Here is a 16,648-nt window from a genome sequence, read left to right on the forward strand (position 1 = left end):
ACGCTCGTTGAGGTAGTTAGAGTCTCAACGTTGCGGTGACGGACGGTAAGCCTCCTTTTCGGCTTTGCCTCGGGGGTCCAGAGGCTCATCGTCCTCGTTTGGTTGCGTTCTCTTCGGCAGAAGGAAAGGTTCTTTCAAGCCCTTTTCAGCGGCATCGCGGGTATCCGGCTGTGCATCGCGAACGGCCAGCGCTGCCTTGTACTCGGCTATGGCCTTCGGGCGTTCCGGATGCTCCTGATCCGGGTTGTCCGGGTTGCGGGCGATGTCGTAAAGGCGGCCAAGATAGATGTGGGTCCAGGCCAGCGTGCGGGGATCTTTGGTCAGTGTCAGCGTTTTGTTCAGGTGCTCCATCGCTGCGTTGGGATCGCCGTGGATGAGCTCGATTCGTCCTGCGAGATAGTTCGCCCGCGCATCATTGGGGTTGGCCTTGAGCGCGTCGTCGGCCATCTCTTCTGCACCGGCGGTGTCGCCCTTCATCAGCTTCATCTCCGCCAGGTCCATGCCTTTCAACTGGCGCGGAGCGCGCTTGACGAAGTCGTTGCTGCCTTCGGGAAGGAAGGCGATCTGGCGGGCTGCGTGAACCTCGCGGTCCACATCCATGCCATAGACCATCTCGGCAATGTCTTCGCGGAGACTCACGCCGTCCCTTTCCATCTGCCCGAGTTTGTCGTAAAAGTACCCGGCAAGAACATACCCTTGCCGCATGTTGAGATCAACCTGTTTCTTGCGGACGACCTCGGCTTCCTTCTCCCATGCTGCGACATTGGCGTCGTAGGCAATCATGTCGGCGCGCTGCCTGATCTGCGTGGGGCGCTGTGGCTTCGGGACACCGACGTCCATGGTGTGGGCTTCGATGGCCTTGATGAGGCATTCGGTGATCAGAGCGGCGACGTCGGACTTGTAGTTGAAGTCCAGCGGAGCGTCCTGCACGGTCTTGAGGAGAGGCAGCAGCCTGTCCATCGCGCTGGCTCGTGCGTAGACCAGCGGCTCGACCATGTAGTGCAGATAGGTATGGCGAATCTGGTCCATGTGGACCTGACCGAGCGGCGAGCCGGAGGGCGAGACGACGACGATGTAGTCGTTTCCGTAGATGCGCGCGTTGGTGGTCGCTGGCGCGAGCATCGGCTCCAACAGCACCATGAAGCGGCGTCCGTCGTAGCTGGAAACGGGCATCTTCAGGTAGATGTTTGTGTTGAGGATCGCTTTGGTCATCGGGTCGTGAACCAGCTTGACCAGATCCTCATAATCGTTGCGGTGCGTGATCCAGAGAGCGTGCAGGTTGACGTCTTCGGAGAAGCTGCGCAGCAGCGGCAGGATGTTGACGACCTGCGTTGCGTCGGGAGGAAGCTCGGTTTCTCCGGCCGAAGGGGTGAGCTGCGGCGGCGGATTGAGATAGAGCGAGAGCGAGATGTACTGCGCGATGTTTTGTCCCGGATCGTTGAGCGTGTGGTCGCGAATGTAGGCGCAGAGCGCATCGCGGTGATCGCGAGCGGCTGCGCTGCCTGAGGCGAGCGCCTGAGTGATCTCGTCGCGGACCTGCTTGCGGATCGGAGCGGAGGCCTCGAGGTCCGAGTCGTAACCGCAGGCGTTAAGCGCGGTGGCGAGATCGAAGAGCGATTCGCTGGTTTCGAGCGTGACGGCAGAGCCGGTTGCTTCGGGCTGGCTGATGCGCGGCCTCGCAGGCATCGGCTGACGATCGGTGTCGTCGGCTGGCGAGGACATGCTGCTTGAGCTGGAGCTACTGCTGGAACTGGAGGGTTTCTGCTGCGCGGAGGCGAAGGAGCTGAGAAGCAGCGCAGCCGCCAGAAGCAGTCCTGAGGTCAACGATTTGCTGGTACAAAGCACAGGCACGATACTGTTCGACGCTTTCAATTCCCTGAAGTTTAAGAGAGCGCGTGGACGGCAGGCAAACCGCGACCCCCTCCCCCCCTCTTATGTTCTGAATAAATGTCCAAGATTCAGCGATTTACGTGATTTGCACAAGGCAAAATATTCAAAACAGGGAGGTTATCCCTAAAAATATTGATTACAAAGGAGATAAGTTCCTTTGGGACTGGCGGCGTTTATCGCCTTTTGCCGATGATTTAAGTCTAGCAAAGCGGGGAGGGGGAATCGGCAGATTTTTTGGTGTTTATTTGCTTTGGAATGAGTGAGTTGTGGTTTAAGGGGGCTTGACAGGTGTTTTTGCCCCATTTGGCGGCCGTTGAATTTTGACCTGACTGAAGCCGTGTCCTTAACCAAGGGCCGCGTCCTGGCTTACCACACCAAGGGATGTTGCTTGTGCTTCATGGGGTCTGGATTTGTTTGCGGTGCATGGGAGCTGTGGTTTCGGGGACGGTTCCGTCATTGAGGATGACTTCTTCGGGGACGCCTCCGAAGACGATGCGGGTGGAGGTGGTGGAGCGGGGGGCGATGCGGACGCGCTCGGTGGTGGTGAGTGTGCCGGAGCGGACGGTGACAGGCACCTCGACGTTGACGTTGCCGGCGTTGGCGATTTCGACGGCGACCAGCCAGCTTGCAGGTTTGCCTGCCGTGTTGACGAGGCTGCGCGGCGTGACGCTGGTGATGGAGAGGTCGGCGAGTCCGCGGTCGTTGTAGACCCAGTCGTCGAAGAGCCAGGCGAGGTCTTTATGCGAGTTTTCTTCGAGGAGGCGCTGGAAGGTGCGTGGATCTTCCGGCTTGGTTGCAGTGGCCTTGCGGGCGTAGTCGCGGTATTGCTGGAGCGTCTGTTTGAGCGCAGGATCGCCGGTGATGGAGCGCAGCATGACGAGGACGGCTGCGGCCTTGGCGCGGTAGTAGATCTCGTCGTGGGCCGTGAGCAGGCTTTGGCCAGCGTCCCCTGCGGGTGGCGGAAGTGTGGAGGGTGGCGGGAGCGGTGCTTCAGTCGTTGAAGAGCTCGATGAGCTTGAACTTGAAGAGGAGTAGCTTTCGGGCGGGCCGGGGAGGATGCGCGGGTCCCAGGGCATGACGCGGGGCTGCGCGGAGGCGGATGCGTCGTCGTTGCGGTTCTGGGCTTTTTGAATGGGGCCGGAGGGCTCGGGCTCGATGAGGGTGAGGGGATTGATGAGCTGGCGCAGCTCGGCGAGGGAGCGGTCGCGGCCATCGGTGGCTTCGCTTTGCAGGAGTGCCATGAACTGGGGGACGCCTTCGTTGAGCCAGGGGAGCGAGGAGCGAAACCAGGCGTGGGTGAGCGAGTGCGTCATGGCGGAGCTGACCTGGCGCGCGTCGGTGGCGGTCATGGGAAGGACGAGGAGAGAGTCGTCCTCGAAGGGCTGGCCGGGATGGTCGAGCAGAGTGAGCGGCTGCAACGGCGCGGCTCCGAGCCAGCCGCGAAGGAGCGGAGCGACGTTGTCGGACGCTGCGGCGTAAGGGGCGATGGCCTCGGGGCGCTCGGAGATGGTGGAGAGAAGCTGGTTCTCCGTGGGCTTTGTCGGGTGCCAGGTGATGAAGAGGCTGGGTGTGCGGAAGCCGATGGGAGAGGCGGCGAAGTCGGTGGTGGCGACGCCGTGGGAGTCGGCGACGAGCGCGTTGGGTTCTTCGGTGACGTGATCGAGGGGCTGACGGCGGTTATTGAGGAAGGCGTCGACGGGGGGCTCGCCGATGTACTCGATGGTGAGGCGGGCGCGGAGCGTGCTTTGTTCTTCGGACTGGCGGGAGAGGCCGATCTGCTCGAAGAGACGGCGGCCATCGCCGAGGAAGAGCTGCGGCGCGGAGACGGGATACCAGAGGACGTTGCCGAAGCCGCGCAGAGCGACGGCGTCAGGGGAGATCTGATCCCAGTCGGTGCGGGTGGCCTGCTCGGGCGGCGCGCCGATGAGAGTGAGGCGTTTGGCGGATGCGGGGATCGTGCCGGAGTAGAGCGCGGTGAGGGTGAGTGTGGCGTCGGGCGCGAGCGGCTGCGGCAGGATGACGAGGGCTTCGGTGGCCTCGCCGGTGTGGTCGGCGTCGGTGGCGATGGTGTGCTGGGTAAAGTGCAGGGGAGCGGCTGCTGCGATGGAGTCCCACTGAAGCGTGGAGGAGAGCTGGAGGGTGAGGCGGGAGAGAGGCTTGCCGGATGTGTTGCGGACGGCGAAGCGGACGCGGGCTTCGAGTCTCGAGGTTGCGGGGGCGATGTGGAGGTCGAGGTCGCGCGAGGTGAAGGCGATGGCAGAGCGCTCGGCGTTGGAGATGGCGGCGACGGTGGTTTCGGGCGTGCGAGCCAGTTTTACTGCGGCGTTGGTCTGTGGCGTCTGATCTGCCGGGTCTTCGCTGCGATGGAAGATGACTTTGCCCTGCGGCTCGGCTGGTGCAGTGGGCTGCTGCTGTGCGGTTGCGAGTGAGGACAACAGGCACAGGGATGTGATGGAGAAGCTGGAACGAATCATTTAAATACTGCCGAGGCCTTTTGGTTTCTTTGCCGGTTTGGTGGGCGCGGTCTCCTGTTGGACGGATGAGCCGCGGCGTTGGCGCATGGCCTCGTACATGACGACGGCTCCGGCGACGGAGACATTGAGGGAGGAGACCTGTCCGGCCATGGGGATGCGGAGGAGGTGATCGCAGGTTTTTTTGACCAGATCATGGAGTCCTGCGCCTTCGCGGCCTAAGACGAGGCAGCAGTCGGTGGTGACGAAGTCGAAGTCGGTGTAGTCGGGGGTGCCGCGCTCGTCGAGGCCGACGATCCAGATGTTGGCCTTCTTCATCTGTTCGAGCGAGCGGACGAGATTGGTGACGCGGGCGATGCGGACGTGTTCGGAGGCCCCGGCGGAGGTTTTGGCGACGGTGGCGGAGATGGGTGCGCTGCGGCGCTCGGGAAGGAGGATGCCGTCGACGCCCGCGCCGTCGGCGGTGCGGAGAAGCGCGCCGAGGTTGTGGGGGTCTTCGACGCCGTCGAGGGCGAGGAAGAAGCGGCGTTGATGGAGCGGCTTGGCGGCGAGGAGGTCCTCGATGGTGAGGAACTGGCGGTCGCGAAGGAAGGCGACGACACCCTGATGCATGTCGGTCTTGGCGAGGCGCGTAAGTTGTTCACGGGGCTCGAGGGAGACGCGGATGTTGGCGGCGCGGGCGAGGATGGCGAGGTGCTCGAGCTTGGCGTCGCGGCGTTCGCGCGCGATGGCTATGCGGTCGAGCCGTCCTGTCCCGGAGCGAAGGGCCTCTTCTACTGGGTGGAGGCCATAGAGAACTTCCATGAATTCAAGTTTACCTGCCGAAAACAGTGGCTGGAGGGTCGGAGGAGGCCGTAAAATTCGGGATATCGGATGAAAATCGGGCTTCTGAAGGGTTCGCAGTGGGGATTTCTGAGCCAAAGCGGGGTTTTTTTGAGCGCACCGCGTCCAACCGAGACTTTTTTGGCGCAGAGGGCGTCTCTACCACTGTGAACGCCGCAGCCATGTCCGTGAAAGCCGCAGCCCAGGCGACGCTGACGCAGAGCGAGAACCTTGCGATTGCGCGCGGGTTGAAGCGGCAGGATCCGGCTCTCCTGGACCATCTGATCGAACAATATCAGCACCGGCTGCTGCGTTATCTGCTGTTCCTGACGGGACGGCGCGATGTGGCCGAAGACCTCTTCCAGGAAACATGGATGCGGGTGCTGGTGCGTGGCGCGCAGTACAACGGCAAGGCACGGTTCGATACCTGGCTGTTTACGATTGCCCGCAACCTGGTGATCGATCTGTCGCGCAAGCGCACGATGACAAGCCTGGATGAGATGAACGATCAGAACGAGGACGATCGTCCGTTTGAGATTACGGCGGAAGGGCCTTCTCCGCTGGAACAGTTTCAATCGCGTGAGGATTCGGCGGAGGTAGGCGAGGTTCTACTGAAGCTGGAGTCTTCGCATCGAGAAGTGCTGGTGCTGCGTTTCTATGAGGAGATGTCGCTGGAGGAGATCGCGGGTGTTACGCGTGCTCCGTTGTCGACGGTGAAGTCGCGGCTGTATCGCGGGCTGGCCTCGCTGAAGCCTCAGCTGGAGAAGCTGAGAAGCTGCCGTCCTGCGGAGGCGAAGGGATGAAAGAGACCTTCGATAAGGCGGAGCCGGAACAGGGAAGCGATCTTCTGCCGCGGGCCGAGTGGATGACGGCGACGGCGCGTGCGTCGCTGGTGAATCGTACACATCGTGTGGTGCGGGCGAAGGCCGAAGAAATGTCATTGCGGCGCAAGCATATTCGCAGCCTGGTGGCTCCGATGGTGGTGAGCGCAGCGATGGTGGTGATTCTGGTGACGGCGGTGTGGACGCTGCTTGCCGAGTATGAGCTGAATCCGACGGGGACGGTGGATTCGAGCGAACAGTTCATGGTCCTGCTGCTGTGGTTCCTCCCTGTGTCGGGCGCGTTGCTGGGCATGGTGTGGTTTACGCGGATGCGCAAACGCTCTGAGAGAGAGATCGCGCAATGACAATGCTTTGGTCACGAAAGTCCGATCACGACGAGATACGCGGTGGCCATGTGGAGTCGGAAGACCAGTTGAGCCTGATTCCCGCGTGGTCGATCCTCTTGGCTGTCGCGGTGTTTGCAGCGGTGCAGTTTCTGTTCCACGGCGTGTTGCCGCATCACCGGCACGAGATGCTGCCCATGCGGTTGCTGATGGGCTACTCGTGGGGAACGGCATTTGCGAGCTACGTCCTGCTGGTGGGTTATGTGAGCCGCGATGTGAAGCGTCGCAGGATGCCGCGTGGATTGTGGATGCTGGTTGTCGTGCTGATGCCGGGAGGCATTGGCGCGGTGGTGTACTTCCTGCTGCGTCAGCCGCTGTTGCATCCGTGCCCGCATTGCAGGACGGAGATTCCTTCGAACTGCCACTTCTGCCCGCAGTGCCAGTTCCAGATGGCTCCGGTGTGCGGCCGCTGTTATCGCGGCGTGCAGATCACGGATGTCTATTGCACGCAGTGCGGCCACGATCTGGCTGAGGACCATGCTCCAGCGAGGCTGCGAGCGTATAGTGACTAGTGGTGCGCATATTTCTATTGTGCGCTGACTGCTGGTCATGTCACTGAAAGCACTCATCATCGATGACGAACCTCTGGCCCGCCAGGAGCTGCAGTACCTGCTTGAGTATGCTGGTGGCGTGGAAGTGCTGGGGCAGGGGACGAACGGCATCGAAGCCGTGGATCTGATCCGCACGCATAAGCCGGATGTGGTGTTTCTGGATGTGCAGATGCCTGGACTGGATGGCTTCGGCGTGTTGAAGAAGCTGCTGGACCGCAAGGTGCCGATGCCGCAGGTGGTCTTTGCGACGGCCTTCAATCAATATGCGGTGCGTGCTTTTGAGGTCAATGCCGTCGACTATCTGTTGAAGCCATTCGACCGCAAGCGGGTGAAGCAGACGATCGAGAAGGCGCAGGCAAGAATGATGTCTCAGGCGGAGCCGGCAAGTGGAACGCATCAGGCAGCAGGTGCGGATGCATCGGCGAAGCTGGATGCTCTGCTGAAACTGGTAGAGGAGCAGGCCCAGGCGCCTGCCGCACGTGCGTCGACGAGCAAGGTGGTTGTGCGAGCGCAGAGCCGATTGCTGCTGGTGGACCAGAAAGAGATCTGCTTCGCCTCGATTGAAGAAGGAACGATTACGGTTGTGACCGCGACGGTCGAAGGTCATTCGAACTGCCGCACGATTGAGGAACTGCAGAGCCAGCTCGACCCGGAGATGTTCTGGCGGGCGCATCGGTCGTACCTGGTGAACATCCAGCACATCCGCGAAGTGGTGCCGTGGTTCAAGTCGAGCTATCAGCTCAGGATGGATGATCCGAAGAAGACGGAGATTCCAGTGAGCCGGGCGCAGACGAAGCGGCTGCGCGAGCTATTCAACCTGTAAAGACATCTGCTGAAAATTTTTCTGGAACCGATTTTCCCTGTTCTGCGTACCAATACCTTGACTATCTACAAAACTATTGTGTAGATAATCATAGTATGGGACGACCAAACGATCTTGTGCAGGGAACGCTGGGTTTGCTGATCCTCAAAACGATTTCGCTGGAGCCGAAGCATGGCTGGGCGATAGCGAAAAGGATTGAGCAGATCTCAAACGATGTGCTGCAGGTGCAGCAGGGATCGCTGTACCCGGCGCTGCAACGTCTGGAGCAGCAAGGCTGGATTCGCTCGAAGTGGGGCGAAACGGAGACGGGGCGGCAGGCACGTTTCTACTCGCTGACGGCTGCGGGGAAGGCTCAACTGGAGCGAGAACGCGAGATGTGGACGCGACTCTCGGCGGCGATCGATCTGGTGGTCGAGAGCTAGCGGCTACTGGCCGTCTACAGCTAGCGACTGCAAGCCGTTGAGCGTTTCGTGCGAGGCAAAACGGAGGTTTCGCGATGCGTTGGATGAGTAGGTTGCAGAAGACGCTGTCAACGCTTTTTCGCCGTGGCAGTGAGACTGCGCGGCTGGATGAAGAGATGCGCTTTCACATCGAGCAGGAGATTGCGGATCGCGTTGCTCGCGGGGTGTCGCCTGAGGATGCGCGACGCGAAGCGATGCGGCAGTTCGGGAACCCAACGCTGCTGCGTGATGAGGCTCGACGAGTGTGGAGCTGGGGATGGCTGGAAGCGTTGGGGCGCGATATGCGTATCAGTACGCGCAAGCTGATGCGTTCGCCGGGTTTCACGATTACGGCAGTGGCGGTGATGGCGCTGTGTATCGGAGCGACGACGTGTCTGTTTACTGTTGTGCGCGCGGTGTTGCTGGAGCCGCTCCCGTTTCATGATCCTGACAAGCTGGTGATGGTGTATGAGCACTTTCGCAGCAATCTCTCGGAGAATCCATATAACCCTGTAGCGTCGGGAGATTTTTACGAGTGGAGGGAGAAAACTCACGGCTTCGACGACATGGCTGCATGGCAGACGACGAGTTTCAACGTAAGCGATGAGCAGGGCAAGCTGCCCGAAGTTGCAGAGGCCGGTGCGGGGTCGTGGAATCTCTTTCGGTTGCTTGGCGTGTCTCCTGCATTGGGCCGCACTTTTACGGAGAACGAAGATCGTGTTGGACAGGCACAGGTGGCGATGTTGTCGTGGAGCCTGTTTCAAAGGCGATTTGGCGGCGATGCTTCGATTGTGGGGAAGCAAATTGATCTTGATGCAAAGCCATATACGATCGTCGGCGTTCTGCCGGAATGGTTTGCCTACCCGACGGCACGGGTGCAGTTGTGGGTGCCGTATGCGTCGATCAAGACGAGCGAATCGATTCACTGGCCGGACAATCACGATAGCTCTGTGGTTGCGCGGATACGGCCGGACGTCAGCCTGAAGACGGCGATCGGCGAGGTGAGCGCGCTGCAGTATCGCATTCACATGGAACATCAGTCGCAGCCTGTGGCGGAAGATGCGATGACGAGACCGATGATTGAGGATGTGGTGTCGGATGTGAAAACTCCGCTGCTGGTGATGATGGCTGCGGTGGGTTGCATGCTGTTGATCGGCTGTCTGAATGTCTCGAATCTGCTGGTGGCGCGGGCAGCGGCACGGCAGAAAGAGATGGCGATACGTGGAGCGCTGGGTGCGGGGCGGTTTACACTGCTGCGCGAGCAGATGATGGAGACGATGATTCTGTGCGCATGCGGCGGCGCGTTTGGATTGCTGCTGGCGATGGCGGGCACGCGATGGTTGATGATGCACTGGAAGCAGCTTCCGAGAGCAGAGGCTGTCCACGTCGATGGTGTTGTGGTGTTGTTTGCCTGCGGCGTGGTTTGTTTGACGGCGGTTCTTGCGGGACTGCTGCCGGCGATTTCGGCGACGAATAAAAATGTCCTGGGGGCGTTGCAGGATTCGGCGCGTGCGGTTGGCGGAGGTCTTTCAAAGGCTCGTTTGCGCAAGTTGTTGTTGATGGCAGAGATTGCGTTGACGGTTGTATTGCTCATTGCAGCCGGACTCTTGCTGAAGAGCTTTGTGCATCTGCGCTCGTCCGATATTGGATGCGCTTCGGAAAATGTGTTGACGATGAAATACAGCCTGCCTAATGCGGGGTATGACAAGCCAGAGCAGCAGGTGGCATTCTCTGAGTCTTTGCTGGAAGGCGTGCGACGTCTTCCTGGTGTTCGTGCAGCAGCGCTGGGCACTGTGGTGCCGGGTGCCGGGTGGGGCGGCGACCGTGTGTTCCTGATACCGGGGCATCCACTGGTGGACCCACAACATCAGCCGGATGCAGTGCAACGATGGGTTGACCCGGAGTATTTCAGTACGCTGCAGATTCCATTGATTGCCGGGAGATTTTTCGATAATCATGATCGGCTGGATCATTCGAACTACGTCATCATTAGTAAAGAGCTGGCGCGCCGTTATTTCCCGAACGAGGATCCACTGCATAAGTTCATCGTGATGGGAATCGATGTAACGAACAAAAAGAACACATACGAGGTTGTGGGTATCGTGGGCGATACGCTGTATCGGGTTGGCAGCCGTGTGAAGTCGACGGTGTATTTCCCGATACTTTCCGGCGCTCCGGATTCGCGGCGAAAAACACTGGTGGTGCGAACAGATGGAGATCCGCTGCGCTTTGCGATACCCATACAGAAGCAGATCGCAGCACTCGATCCGCAGCTGCCTGTCGTCGATGTCCTGACGATTCCGCAGATTGTTGGAGAGTCGACCATGAACCAGAGCTTTACGGCATCGCTGGTGCTGGCCTTTGCTGTGCTTTCGTTGCTGCTTGCTGGCGTGGGGCTGTATGGCGTGCTCTCGTACCTGGTGACACAGCGCGTAACGGAGATCGGCATACGCATTGCGCTTGGTGCGCAGAGAAGCCAGGTGCTTGGGTTGGTGCTGCGTGACGGCATGCGTCCCGTGTTGGCGGGGCTTGCTGTTGGAGTCGCTGGCGGCGCTGCGGTAGGTGTGCTGTTACGCACGCTGCTCTATGGCACGAAGCCGATGGACCCGCTGGTATTTTTCGGGATGATTCTTGCCCTGCTGGCGGTAGCTGCGATCGCAAGTGCAGCGCCTGCATGGAGGGCCTCAAGCGTTGACCCGATGCAGGCGCTGCGGACGGAATAAAGCGTTATGATCTAGCGCGGAGAACTGCCTGGCGTTGCTCCCTGGACTATGAGATCGTTGTCGACCGAGAAGACGCCGGGTGTTCCATTGGCCTGAATATAGGCAATGGACGCGTCGCTCTGATTGAGGACGACTCCAAAGAGCGTGACGTGGCCGTTGTTCACGATGATGTGGATTGCGTGATAACCGATGGGTGGATTCTGGGTGATGCCGCCGGCCATCATGGCAAAGTTGCGTCCGCCGGGGCCCATGGCGCGGGCAATGTTGCCCTGGTTGGCGTTGTATTTACGCAGCGCAGGCTGCGTATAGATACGGTTGTAAACCTGCGCACGAATGCGGTCGTCGAAGTTCGAGAGCGGGAGGACGACGATCTCATTTTCGACCTTCGCGATGCCGTCGATGCCCTTTACGGCACGCTCTGCATCATCCTTGAGCGTGGGGCGCGAGGCATATCCCTTGAGCACGACTGTTTTGCCATGGACGCCGAAGGTGATCCAGTCGAAGACGGAGTAGTTGACGAGTCCGCCGAGCTTCTTCTGAATGTCTTTGACGATGCGTGTCATGTCCTGCTGTGACCAGGTCGGATCAGGCTGAGGTTGTTGCTGCGCAGATGCAGCAGAGGCTCCTGCGATCAGGGTGAGGGAGAGCACTGCGGCGTGAAGGCGGAAGGCTGTCGAGCGGGCCATGTAAATCTCCTCAAAAGTATGTAGAAGTCCCGAGAGAAAACATACGCGAGGCAGCGCGCTGCGTCCAGCGACAGGTGATCCGGTATAACTGTGATGCCGGAGGGAGAGCCGATGGGCCGATTGGTCGCGCGAGGGTTGCTGTGGATGGTGATGGCTGCTGCTGCGGTGTGGGTAGCGGACTGGCTGATATGGCAGGGGCGGATGCTGGGTGGTGCCGGGTATGGCTCTGTTTCGGTGGATCGGTTTGTGGTGGCGCCGCTCAAGAACAATAAAGAGGAGTATTACCCGGACGGCAGGGTTGTGGTGCAATGCACGCGGTCTCTGTTACCTGAAGGTCTTCCACAGGCTGGAGGAAAGCCGTGCTGGTGGGTCGAGCGGCATCCGGTCGTCTTCGATCGGTGAATTCGCCTGTGGATGCAGGCTCGTCTGCGGTCTTCTAGACTGGAAGTGGCCCCGCACATTGGTGGCGAAACCCCTTGCGAGGAGACGACAGATGAGCGATGAGCAAATAAAGAAGCCGGCAAAGCCACGCGCAAAGAAGTCAGCGACGAGCGCGACGGCGACGACCGAAAAGGTGAAAGCTCCGAAGGCGGCGGCTAAGAAGGCTGCACCGACAGCAGAAAAGAAGACGGCACCGAAGAAAAAGACGACAGCGAAGACTGCGGTTGCGGTAAAGGCTCCCGAGGCTGTAGCGGTAAAGTCGCGTCCGGCACATGCTGAGATTGCCGCACGCGCTTATGGGTATTTTCTTGAGCGGAATGGCGAGCATGGATTTCATGAGCAGGACTGGTTTCGTGCCGAGCAGGAGTTGTCGGGAATTTCTTAGCGCAGCGCCAGTACTTCGCGGTTGGGAGGCATCCTCCTTGCGGGAGGCCAGCGTTTTCGGTCTCCCGCACGTTTTGTGTGGTCAGATGCGCAGGAAGATATTTCTGCGATACATCCAATAGAGCGCATACCAATAGATCAGTAGCGTGAGTCCGCCGAGCAGGAGCGGTTGAAGTCCTGTGCCGAAGATATTGAGCACGCGATCGCCAAGATGCGTGCGCAGCGAGGATTCGACGAAGTCTTCCCACAGATGCGCGATCAGGTAGGCGGCGATGGAGTTCATGCCGACGACGACGAGCGGGAAGGCGAGCCTGTGTTGTTTGTGTTTATCGACAAGCCATAAAAATGCGGCGAGGATGTAGAAGCAGAGGCCGCCGCTGAAGAGCGTCCACGCCGGTGTCCAGATGCGTTTGACGATGGGGTTGATGCCGAGAACGTGCAGCAGGACTCCGCCTGCGGTGAGTGCGGTTGCGGCGATGAGCAGGCGGCGAAAGGGTATCTGCGGTGCGCTTGCGATGAGCCAGCGTCCCGCGAAGAGGCCGAGCAGCATTGTGCCAAGCGTGGGAATAAAGCTGAGTGTGAGATAACCTCCGCGATTGAAGAGGAAGGGTGAGGTGCGCGGGAAGAGGTTGAGGAACCAGACGTCGAAGGCCTGACCGAGATTGGCGTTCTTGTTCCAGTGTGCGGCGAATCCGTGCAGGAGATGCGAGTGCCACTCGGGTGTTACGCCGACGGAGGCGTAGTCGAAGTTAGCAGGGGGCAGTGGATAAAGTGCCCACGCGAGCCAGTAGCCGAAGAGGATGGCGGCGAAAGCAATCCATTGCCAGCGCGGTTTGCACCAGGCGAGCAGGAAGGCGAATGTGTAACCGAGACCGATCTGCGTGAGCGTGTCTTCGAAGGTGAAGTAAGTGATTGGCTTGCCGATGGAGCGAAGGAAGATTCCGAGAGCGATGAGAATGAAGCTTCGGATGATCGTGTGTGCGAGGCTGTGGGCGAAGGTTTCGCCTTTGCGCTGGCGGCTTCGAATGGAGTATGGCAGTGCGACGCCGACGAGGAAGGTGAAGGAGGGCTGGATGAGGTCGTGAAGTCCGAACCAGGTCCATTCAACGTGTGTCTGGTTGAAGGCGAGTATGTGCCAGAAGAGGCTGTTTGGATAGGCGCGCGCGACGGCGGAGAGCCGCAAAACTTCGGCCATCATGAGGAGCATGACGAGGCCGCGGTAGGCGTCGACGGCGACGTTGCGTGGTGGCTTCGTGAGTAACGGCGTGGAGGATTCGATGTCGGCACCACCTGTGTCGAGTTGCTTACGGTCTGACACAGGTTAAATTCTGCAGGCCAGGATGGCTACTCGGGCTGGTAGGGGCCGCCGGGGACTCCCCAGTTCCAGGCGGGCATGGGGGCGTCGGAGACGGGAGTGTCGTTGGGCAGAGCGGCGTTGATAACGGCGAGATGGGAGCCCCACTCGAGGTAGGCGACGAGGGCGGAACGGAACTCGGGGTCGGAGGGGAGAGCCTGCTCGTCGGCGGTCTCGAGGAGGAGCTGCACCCAGCGCTTGCGCTGCTCATCAGTGATGCCTCGACCGAGGTGGTGGCGGATCATGTTGGCGTGTCCGCCGTGTTGGGCGGAGTAGTCGGCGGGGCCACCGAGGACTTCGGCGATGAAGGCGGTGACATGCTGAAAGTGCTCCGGGGGCATGCTGGCGAAGAGCGGGGCGAGGAGTGGGTCGGCGGGGACCTTCTGGTAGAAGCGCTCGATGAGGGCGCGGAGGGGTTCCGCGCCACCTAGCCATTGATAGAGGGTGGGTACGGGGGAGGCCATGAGGGGATTGTAGTCGGTTCTCCCCGCGCGCTTGAGCGCTTCTTCCATGAATATGCTTGTCAATCTTCTGAGGGTTGTGTTTAGCTATGCACTCGGCCCACTCCCCCAGTAAAAATTTATTGGTTTCCTCGGAGGTTGCAATGGCAATGTGCACGCTGTGCCATGGGCACGGTAAAGTCATCCGACGTCATCCATGTCCTGTATGTCATGATCACAAGAAGGTTCGCGAGGCCTGCCATAACTGTGGCGGGAAGGCATGGATCGAGACGTTTCCTATTGAAGTGAAATGTCAGGAATGCGATGCGATGGGGGTAGCGGAGTACGATTGCAAGCATTGCGGCGGCTCGGGTGGCGTCCCTGTAGAAGAGACCTGCTCAGATTGTCATGGCAGCGGAACGTTGCCTGACTGAAGTTTTTCAAAGGGCCATGAACCATCCGTTCTTCATTGATGTACGGAGGTGAGGTATGGCAGACAAACAACCTGAAGGAAATGAGCCGCTGCGGTTTAATCTGCAGGGCGAAGATGCTGCGCTGTATGAAAAGATGCGCGAGTCGATGAAGTTGTTGCAGGAGCACCAGACCAAGGAGCAGGAAGCTCGCAGAATTTATGAGGAGATTGCTGCTCATGCGCAACGCGAGAACGAGATGCGGGAGCGGCTTCAGCGAGAGAATCTGCAGCAGATGATGAAGACGTGGTCGCAGATGCAGACCACGGTTCCGGATTTGACGCAGAGGGCAGCGGTTCCGCAGACGAATCCGGGGCTAATCGACAACAGCTGGCTGAAACAGAAGGTTGCTGAGTTTGAGCGGGATTCTGCACAGAGCCAGGCTCCGGCGGTTACGCCTGCGGTGACGCCGGGGGTTTCCGGCATGGATGCATATATCGGGTATGCTCCCAGGCCGCATAGTCAGCAGCAGGTTGCTCCTGCGAATACGGCGCAGACTCCTTCGTACAAGGAACCGTTTTTTTGCGGCATCTGGGACATCGCGTTTCCTGACGGTGCGCGCTATGAACTGGCGCTGCTTTCGAGCAGTCTGAACAAGAGGTTCAGCTATACGAACGCGGCGATGGACAATACGTCGTGGGGGCGGTGGGTACTTGAGGAGATTGCGGGCGGATTTCCGATGCTCTTCATCACGCGCGAAGGTTTCTATCCCGCGAAGTTTTATGGCATGCTCTGGACGTCGGATCTTCCGCAGCCGAGCGATGAGGCGTGGAGCATCACGGGCATCAGCGGGGACACGGTGTATTTTCCGGGTGGCGTTTCGATGACGCGGCGGACGGCGAACCTCGCAGATACCGCAGCGAGGATCGCTTATGTGCAGTCGCAGTCGAAGCGGAATGAGATGGAAGCGATGTCGCGGTCGAAGATGGCTATCGGAGAACGCGAGGCGATTATGCGGGTGCAGGCGGCGATGTGGGGATACATCGACCGGCATCGTTCTTATTGAGGGTGCATGAGGTCTGCTTAGAGAGACAGTCGGTTGACATGGAGGCGGTGAGGGAAGAGACTCAGGACGATGCGACTTGCAAGGATGCGGTCAGAACTTCTCTGCCTATTGGCGTTTGCGTTGCTTCCGGTGGCGGTGCGGGCGCAGGCCCCGGTGTTTCAGGCGTCTCCGCAGAAGAGCAGCGTTACGTTCTTTGTGAAGGCTTCGGTTGATCTGAGAGGGACGTTCAAGAAGTGGGATGCTGCGCTGTCTTTTACCTCTGCGAATGTGACGACGGGATCGCTGAAGATCATGATTGATGCGGCTACGGTGGATACCGGGAGCGGCATGAAGAATGGGAAGCTGCGGAGCAAGGACTTCTTCGACGTGGAGCAGAACCCGACGATTTCGTTTCAATCAACGGGGGTGGTGCAGACGGGGCCGGTGACGTTCGATATTCCGGGGACGTTTACGATTCGGGGCGTGTCCAAGCGGGAGACGTTGAAGCTGACGATTACGGGCAAGGGGACGCGTACCGGCGAGATTAAGGGAACGATGGCGTTTGACCGTAAGGATTACGGGATGACGAGCGGGATTCCGTTTGTGAAGATCGCCGACCGGGTGGAGGTCGATGTCGATCTGAAGGTGAAGCAGGTCAGTGGGCCTTCCCTGGTTTATAAGGAGTAGAAAATCATTCATGGCCGGTGGCCCATTCATGCGATCTCATTACATGGGCAGGCGATGGCAGCGGACTTGAGCAGGACGGTGAGGGAGACGTAGTCGGTGTCTTCGTGCAGGGCGCGGGTGTCGGGGATGCGGAGCGAATCGAGGGTGACGGTGAAGGTGGGATGGCCGAGGATGCTGACGGGCAGGTGTGGTTTAGTGGGGAGGGACATTCGGTCTCCTCAAAGGCATTGGGATGGGAAGGATCCAAGGGACGATG

Annotated in this window: 17 protein-coding genes; 10 read left to right on the forward strand and 7 right to left on the reverse strand. The window is 59.7% G+C overall.

What is annotated here, in order from left to right; all coding sequences use genetic code 11:
- Positions 1 to 24 precede the first annotated feature (24 nt).
- The 3 genes from KFE13_RS13330 to rlmB all read right to left on the reverse strand — a co-directional run bounded on the left by KFE13_RS13330 (position 25) and on the right by rlmB (position 5,165).
- Entirely contained in the window at positions 25 to 1,824 is a 1,800-nt protein-coding gene (locus tag KFE13_RS13330; protein ID WP_260703602.1) for a hypothetical protein, read from the reverse strand.
- A gap of 461 nt (positions 1,825 to 2,285) precedes the next feature.
- A complete protein-coding gene (locus tag KFE13_RS13335; protein WP_260703603.1) occupies positions 2,286 to 4,364 on the reverse strand; it encodes a gluzincin family metallopeptidase in 2,079 nt (692 codons plus the stop codon).
- On the reverse strand, positions 4,365 to 5,165 hold the full coding sequence (gene rlmB, locus KFE13_RS13340; protein ID WP_260703604.1) for a 23S rRNA (guanosine(2251)-2'-O)-methyltransferase RlmB: 801 nt from the start codon (positions 5,163 to 5,165) through the stop codon (positions 4,365 to 4,367).
- A 200-nt stretch (positions 5,166 to 5,365) separates the two neighbouring features.
- Here rlmB and KFE13_RS13345 point away from each other — a divergent pair, with 200 nt between their 5' ends.
- The 6 genes from KFE13_RS13345 to KFE13_RS13370 all read left to right on the forward strand — a co-directional run bounded on the left by KFE13_RS13345 (position 5,366) and on the right by KFE13_RS13370 (position 10,945).
- The gene (locus KFE13_RS13345; protein WP_260703605.1) at positions 5,366 to 5,986 is read left to right on the forward strand and encodes an RNA polymerase sigma factor; all 621 of its coding nucleotides are present in this window, start codon (positions 5,366 to 5,368) and stop codon (positions 5,984 to 5,986) included.
- The gene (locus KFE13_RS13350; RefSeq protein ID WP_260703606.1) at positions 5,983 to 6,369 is read left to right on the forward strand and encodes a hypothetical protein; all 387 of its coding nucleotides are present in this window, start codon (positions 5,983 to 5,985) and stop codon (positions 6,367 to 6,369) included. Before KFE13_RS13345 ends, KFE13_RS13350 begins: the two co-directional genes overlap by 4 nt.
- Positions 6,366 to 6,920 carry a zinc ribbon domain-containing protein gene (locus KFE13_RS13355; RefSeq protein ID WP_313900646.1) on the forward strand — a complete coding sequence of 185 codons (555 nt, stop codon included), beginning with the start codon at positions 6,366 to 6,368 and terminating at the stop codon, positions 6,918 to 6,920. The genes KFE13_RS13350 and KFE13_RS13355 overlap by 4 nt, the downstream gene beginning before the upstream one ends.
- A gap of 37 nt (positions 6,921 to 6,957) precedes the next feature.
- The gene (locus KFE13_RS13360) at positions 6,958 to 7,782 is read left to right on the forward strand and encodes a LytR/AlgR family response regulator transcription factor (RefSeq protein WP_260703607.1); all 825 of its coding nucleotides are present in this window, start codon (positions 6,958 to 6,960) and stop codon (positions 7,780 to 7,782) included.
- 95 nt (positions 7,783 to 7,877) lie between these two features.
- Positions 7,878 to 8,204 (forward strand): PadR family transcriptional regulator, encoded by a 327-nt coding sequence (locus tag KFE13_RS13365; RefSeq protein ID WP_260703608.1) that lies wholly within the window; start codon positions 7,878 to 7,880, stop codon positions 8,202 to 8,204.
- Between the two features lie 92 nt (positions 8,205 to 8,296).
- Entirely contained in the window at positions 8,297 to 10,945 is a 2,649-nt protein-coding gene (locus tag KFE13_RS13370; RefSeq protein ID WP_260703609.1) for an ABC transporter permease, read from the forward strand.
- Between the two features lie 11 nt (positions 10,946 to 10,956).
- On the opposite strand, the gene KFE13_RS13375 is transcribed toward KFE13_RS13370, so the two are convergent.
- Positions 10,957 to 11,631, reverse strand: coding sequence for a BON domain-containing protein (locus tag KFE13_RS13375; protein WP_260703610.1), 675 nt, complete (start codon positions 11,629 to 11,631; stop codon positions 10,957 to 10,959).
- 111 nt (positions 11,632 to 11,742) lie between these two features.
- Between KFE13_RS13375 and KFE13_RS13380 the strand changes: the two genes are divergently transcribed.
- Together KFE13_RS13380 and KFE13_RS13385 are read left to right on the forward strand one after the other, a co-directional pair.
- Positions 11,743 to 12,033, forward strand: coding sequence for a hypothetical protein (locus KFE13_RS13380; protein ID WP_260703611.1), 291 nt, complete (start codon positions 11,743 to 11,745; stop codon positions 12,031 to 12,033).
- 91 nt (positions 12,034 to 12,124) lie between these two features.
- A complete protein-coding gene (locus KFE13_RS13385) occupies positions 12,125 to 12,457 on the forward strand; it encodes a DUF2934 domain-containing protein (protein WP_260703612.1) in 333 nt (110 codons plus the stop codon).
- A gap of 81 nt (positions 12,458 to 12,538) precedes the next feature.
- Here the strand turns inward: KFE13_RS13385 and KFE13_RS13390 are convergent, their stop codons facing one another.
- Together KFE13_RS13390 and KFE13_RS13395 are read right to left on the reverse strand one after the other, a co-directional pair.
- Complete coding sequence (locus tag KFE13_RS13390) at positions 12,539 to 13,774, reverse strand: acyltransferase family protein (RefSeq protein ID WP_260703613.1); 1,236 nt, start codon at positions 13,772 to 13,774, stop codon at positions 12,539 to 12,541.
- A 26-nt stretch (positions 13,775 to 13,800) separates the two neighbouring features.
- Positions 13,801 to 14,322, reverse strand: a complete 522-nt coding sequence (locus KFE13_RS13395) for a group II truncated hemoglobin (protein ID WP_260703614.1) — start codon at positions 14,320 to 14,322, stop codon at positions 13,801 to 13,803.
- Between the two features lie 417 nt (positions 14,323 to 14,739).
- Between KFE13_RS13395 and KFE13_RS13400 the strand changes: the two genes are divergently transcribed.
- The gene (locus KFE13_RS13400) at positions 14,740 to 15,726 is read left to right on the forward strand and encodes a hypothetical protein (RefSeq protein ID WP_260703615.1); all 987 of its coding nucleotides are present in this window, start codon (positions 14,740 to 14,742) and stop codon (positions 15,724 to 15,726) included.
- Between the two features lie 69 nt (positions 15,727 to 15,795).
- Positions 15,796 to 16,392, forward strand: coding sequence for a YceI family protein (locus tag KFE13_RS13405; protein ID WP_260703616.1), 597 nt, complete (start codon positions 15,796 to 15,798; stop codon positions 16,390 to 16,392).
- 26 nt (positions 16,393 to 16,418) lie between these two features.
- Here KFE13_RS13405 and KFE13_RS13410 read toward each other — a convergent pair whose 3' ends face one another.
- On the reverse strand, positions 16,419 to 16,601 hold the full coding sequence (locus tag KFE13_RS13410; protein WP_260703617.1) for a hypothetical protein: 183 nt from the start codon (positions 16,599 to 16,601) through the stop codon (positions 16,419 to 16,421).
- Positions 16,602 to 16,648 lie beyond the last annotated feature (47 nt).

It is taken from the genome of Edaphobacter flagellatus, from assembly GCF_025264665.1.
Taxonomy (GTDB): Bacteria; Acidobacteriota; Terriglobia; order Terriglobales; family Acidobacteriaceae; genus Edaphobacter; species Edaphobacter flagellatus.

Excerpts from the sequence above, each read along its gene's own strand:
- KFE13_RS13385 (WP_260703612.1), top strand. The coding sequence starts at position 12,125 with ATGAGCGATGAGCAAATAAAGAAGCCGGCAAAGCCACGCGCAAAGAAG.
- KFE13_RS13380 (WP_260703611.1), top strand. The coding sequence starts at position 11,743 with ATGGGCCGATTGGTCGCGCGAGGGTTGCTGTGGATGGTGATGGCTGCT.
- KFE13_RS13410 (WP_260703617.1), bottom strand. The coding sequence starts at position 16,601 with ATGTCCCTCCCCACTAAACCACACCTGCCCGTCAGCATCCTCGGCCAT.
- KFE13_RS13345 (WP_260703605.1), top strand. The coding sequence starts at position 5,366 with ATGTCCGTGAAAGCCGCAGCCCAGGCGACGCTGACGCAGAGCGAGAAC.
- KFE13_RS13365 (WP_260703608.1), top strand. The coding sequence starts at position 7,878 with ATGGGACGACCAAACGATCTTGTGCAGGGAACGCTGGGTTTGCTGATC.
- KFE13_RS13400 (WP_260703615.1), top strand. The coding sequence starts at position 14,740 with ATGGCAGACAAACAACCTGAAGGAAATGAGCCGCTGCGGTTTAATCTG.
- KFE13_RS13395 (WP_260703614.1), bottom strand. The coding sequence starts at position 14,322 with ATGGAAGAAGCGCTCAAGCGCGCGGGGAGAACCGACTACAATCCCCTC.
- KFE13_RS13335 (WP_260703603.1), bottom strand. The coding sequence starts at position 4,364 with ATGATTCGTTCCAGCTTCTCCATCACATCCCTGTGCCTGTTGTCCTCA.
- KFE13_RS13375 (WP_260703610.1), bottom strand. The coding sequence starts at position 11,631 with ATGGCCCGCTCGACAGCCTTCCGCCTTCACGCCGCAGTGCTCTCCCTC.
- KFE13_RS13360 (WP_260703607.1), top strand. The coding sequence starts at position 6,958 with ATGTCACTGAAAGCACTCATCATCGATGACGAACCTCTGGCCCGCCAG.
- KFE13_RS13350 (WP_260703606.1), top strand. The coding sequence starts at position 5,983 with ATGAAAGAGACCTTCGATAAGGCGGAGCCGGAACAGGGAAGCGATCTT.
- KFE13_RS13355 (WP_313900646.1), top strand. The coding sequence starts at position 6,366 with ATGACAATGCTTTGGTCACGAAAGTCCGATCACGACGAGATACGCGGT.
- KFE13_RS13405 (WP_260703616.1), top strand. The coding sequence starts at position 15,796 with ATGCGACTTGCAAGGATGCGGTCAGAACTTCTCTGCCTATTGGCGTTT.
- rlmB (WP_260703604.1), bottom strand. The coding sequence starts at position 5,165 with ATGGAAGTTCTCTATGGCCTCCACCCAGTAGAAGAGGCCCTTCGCTCC.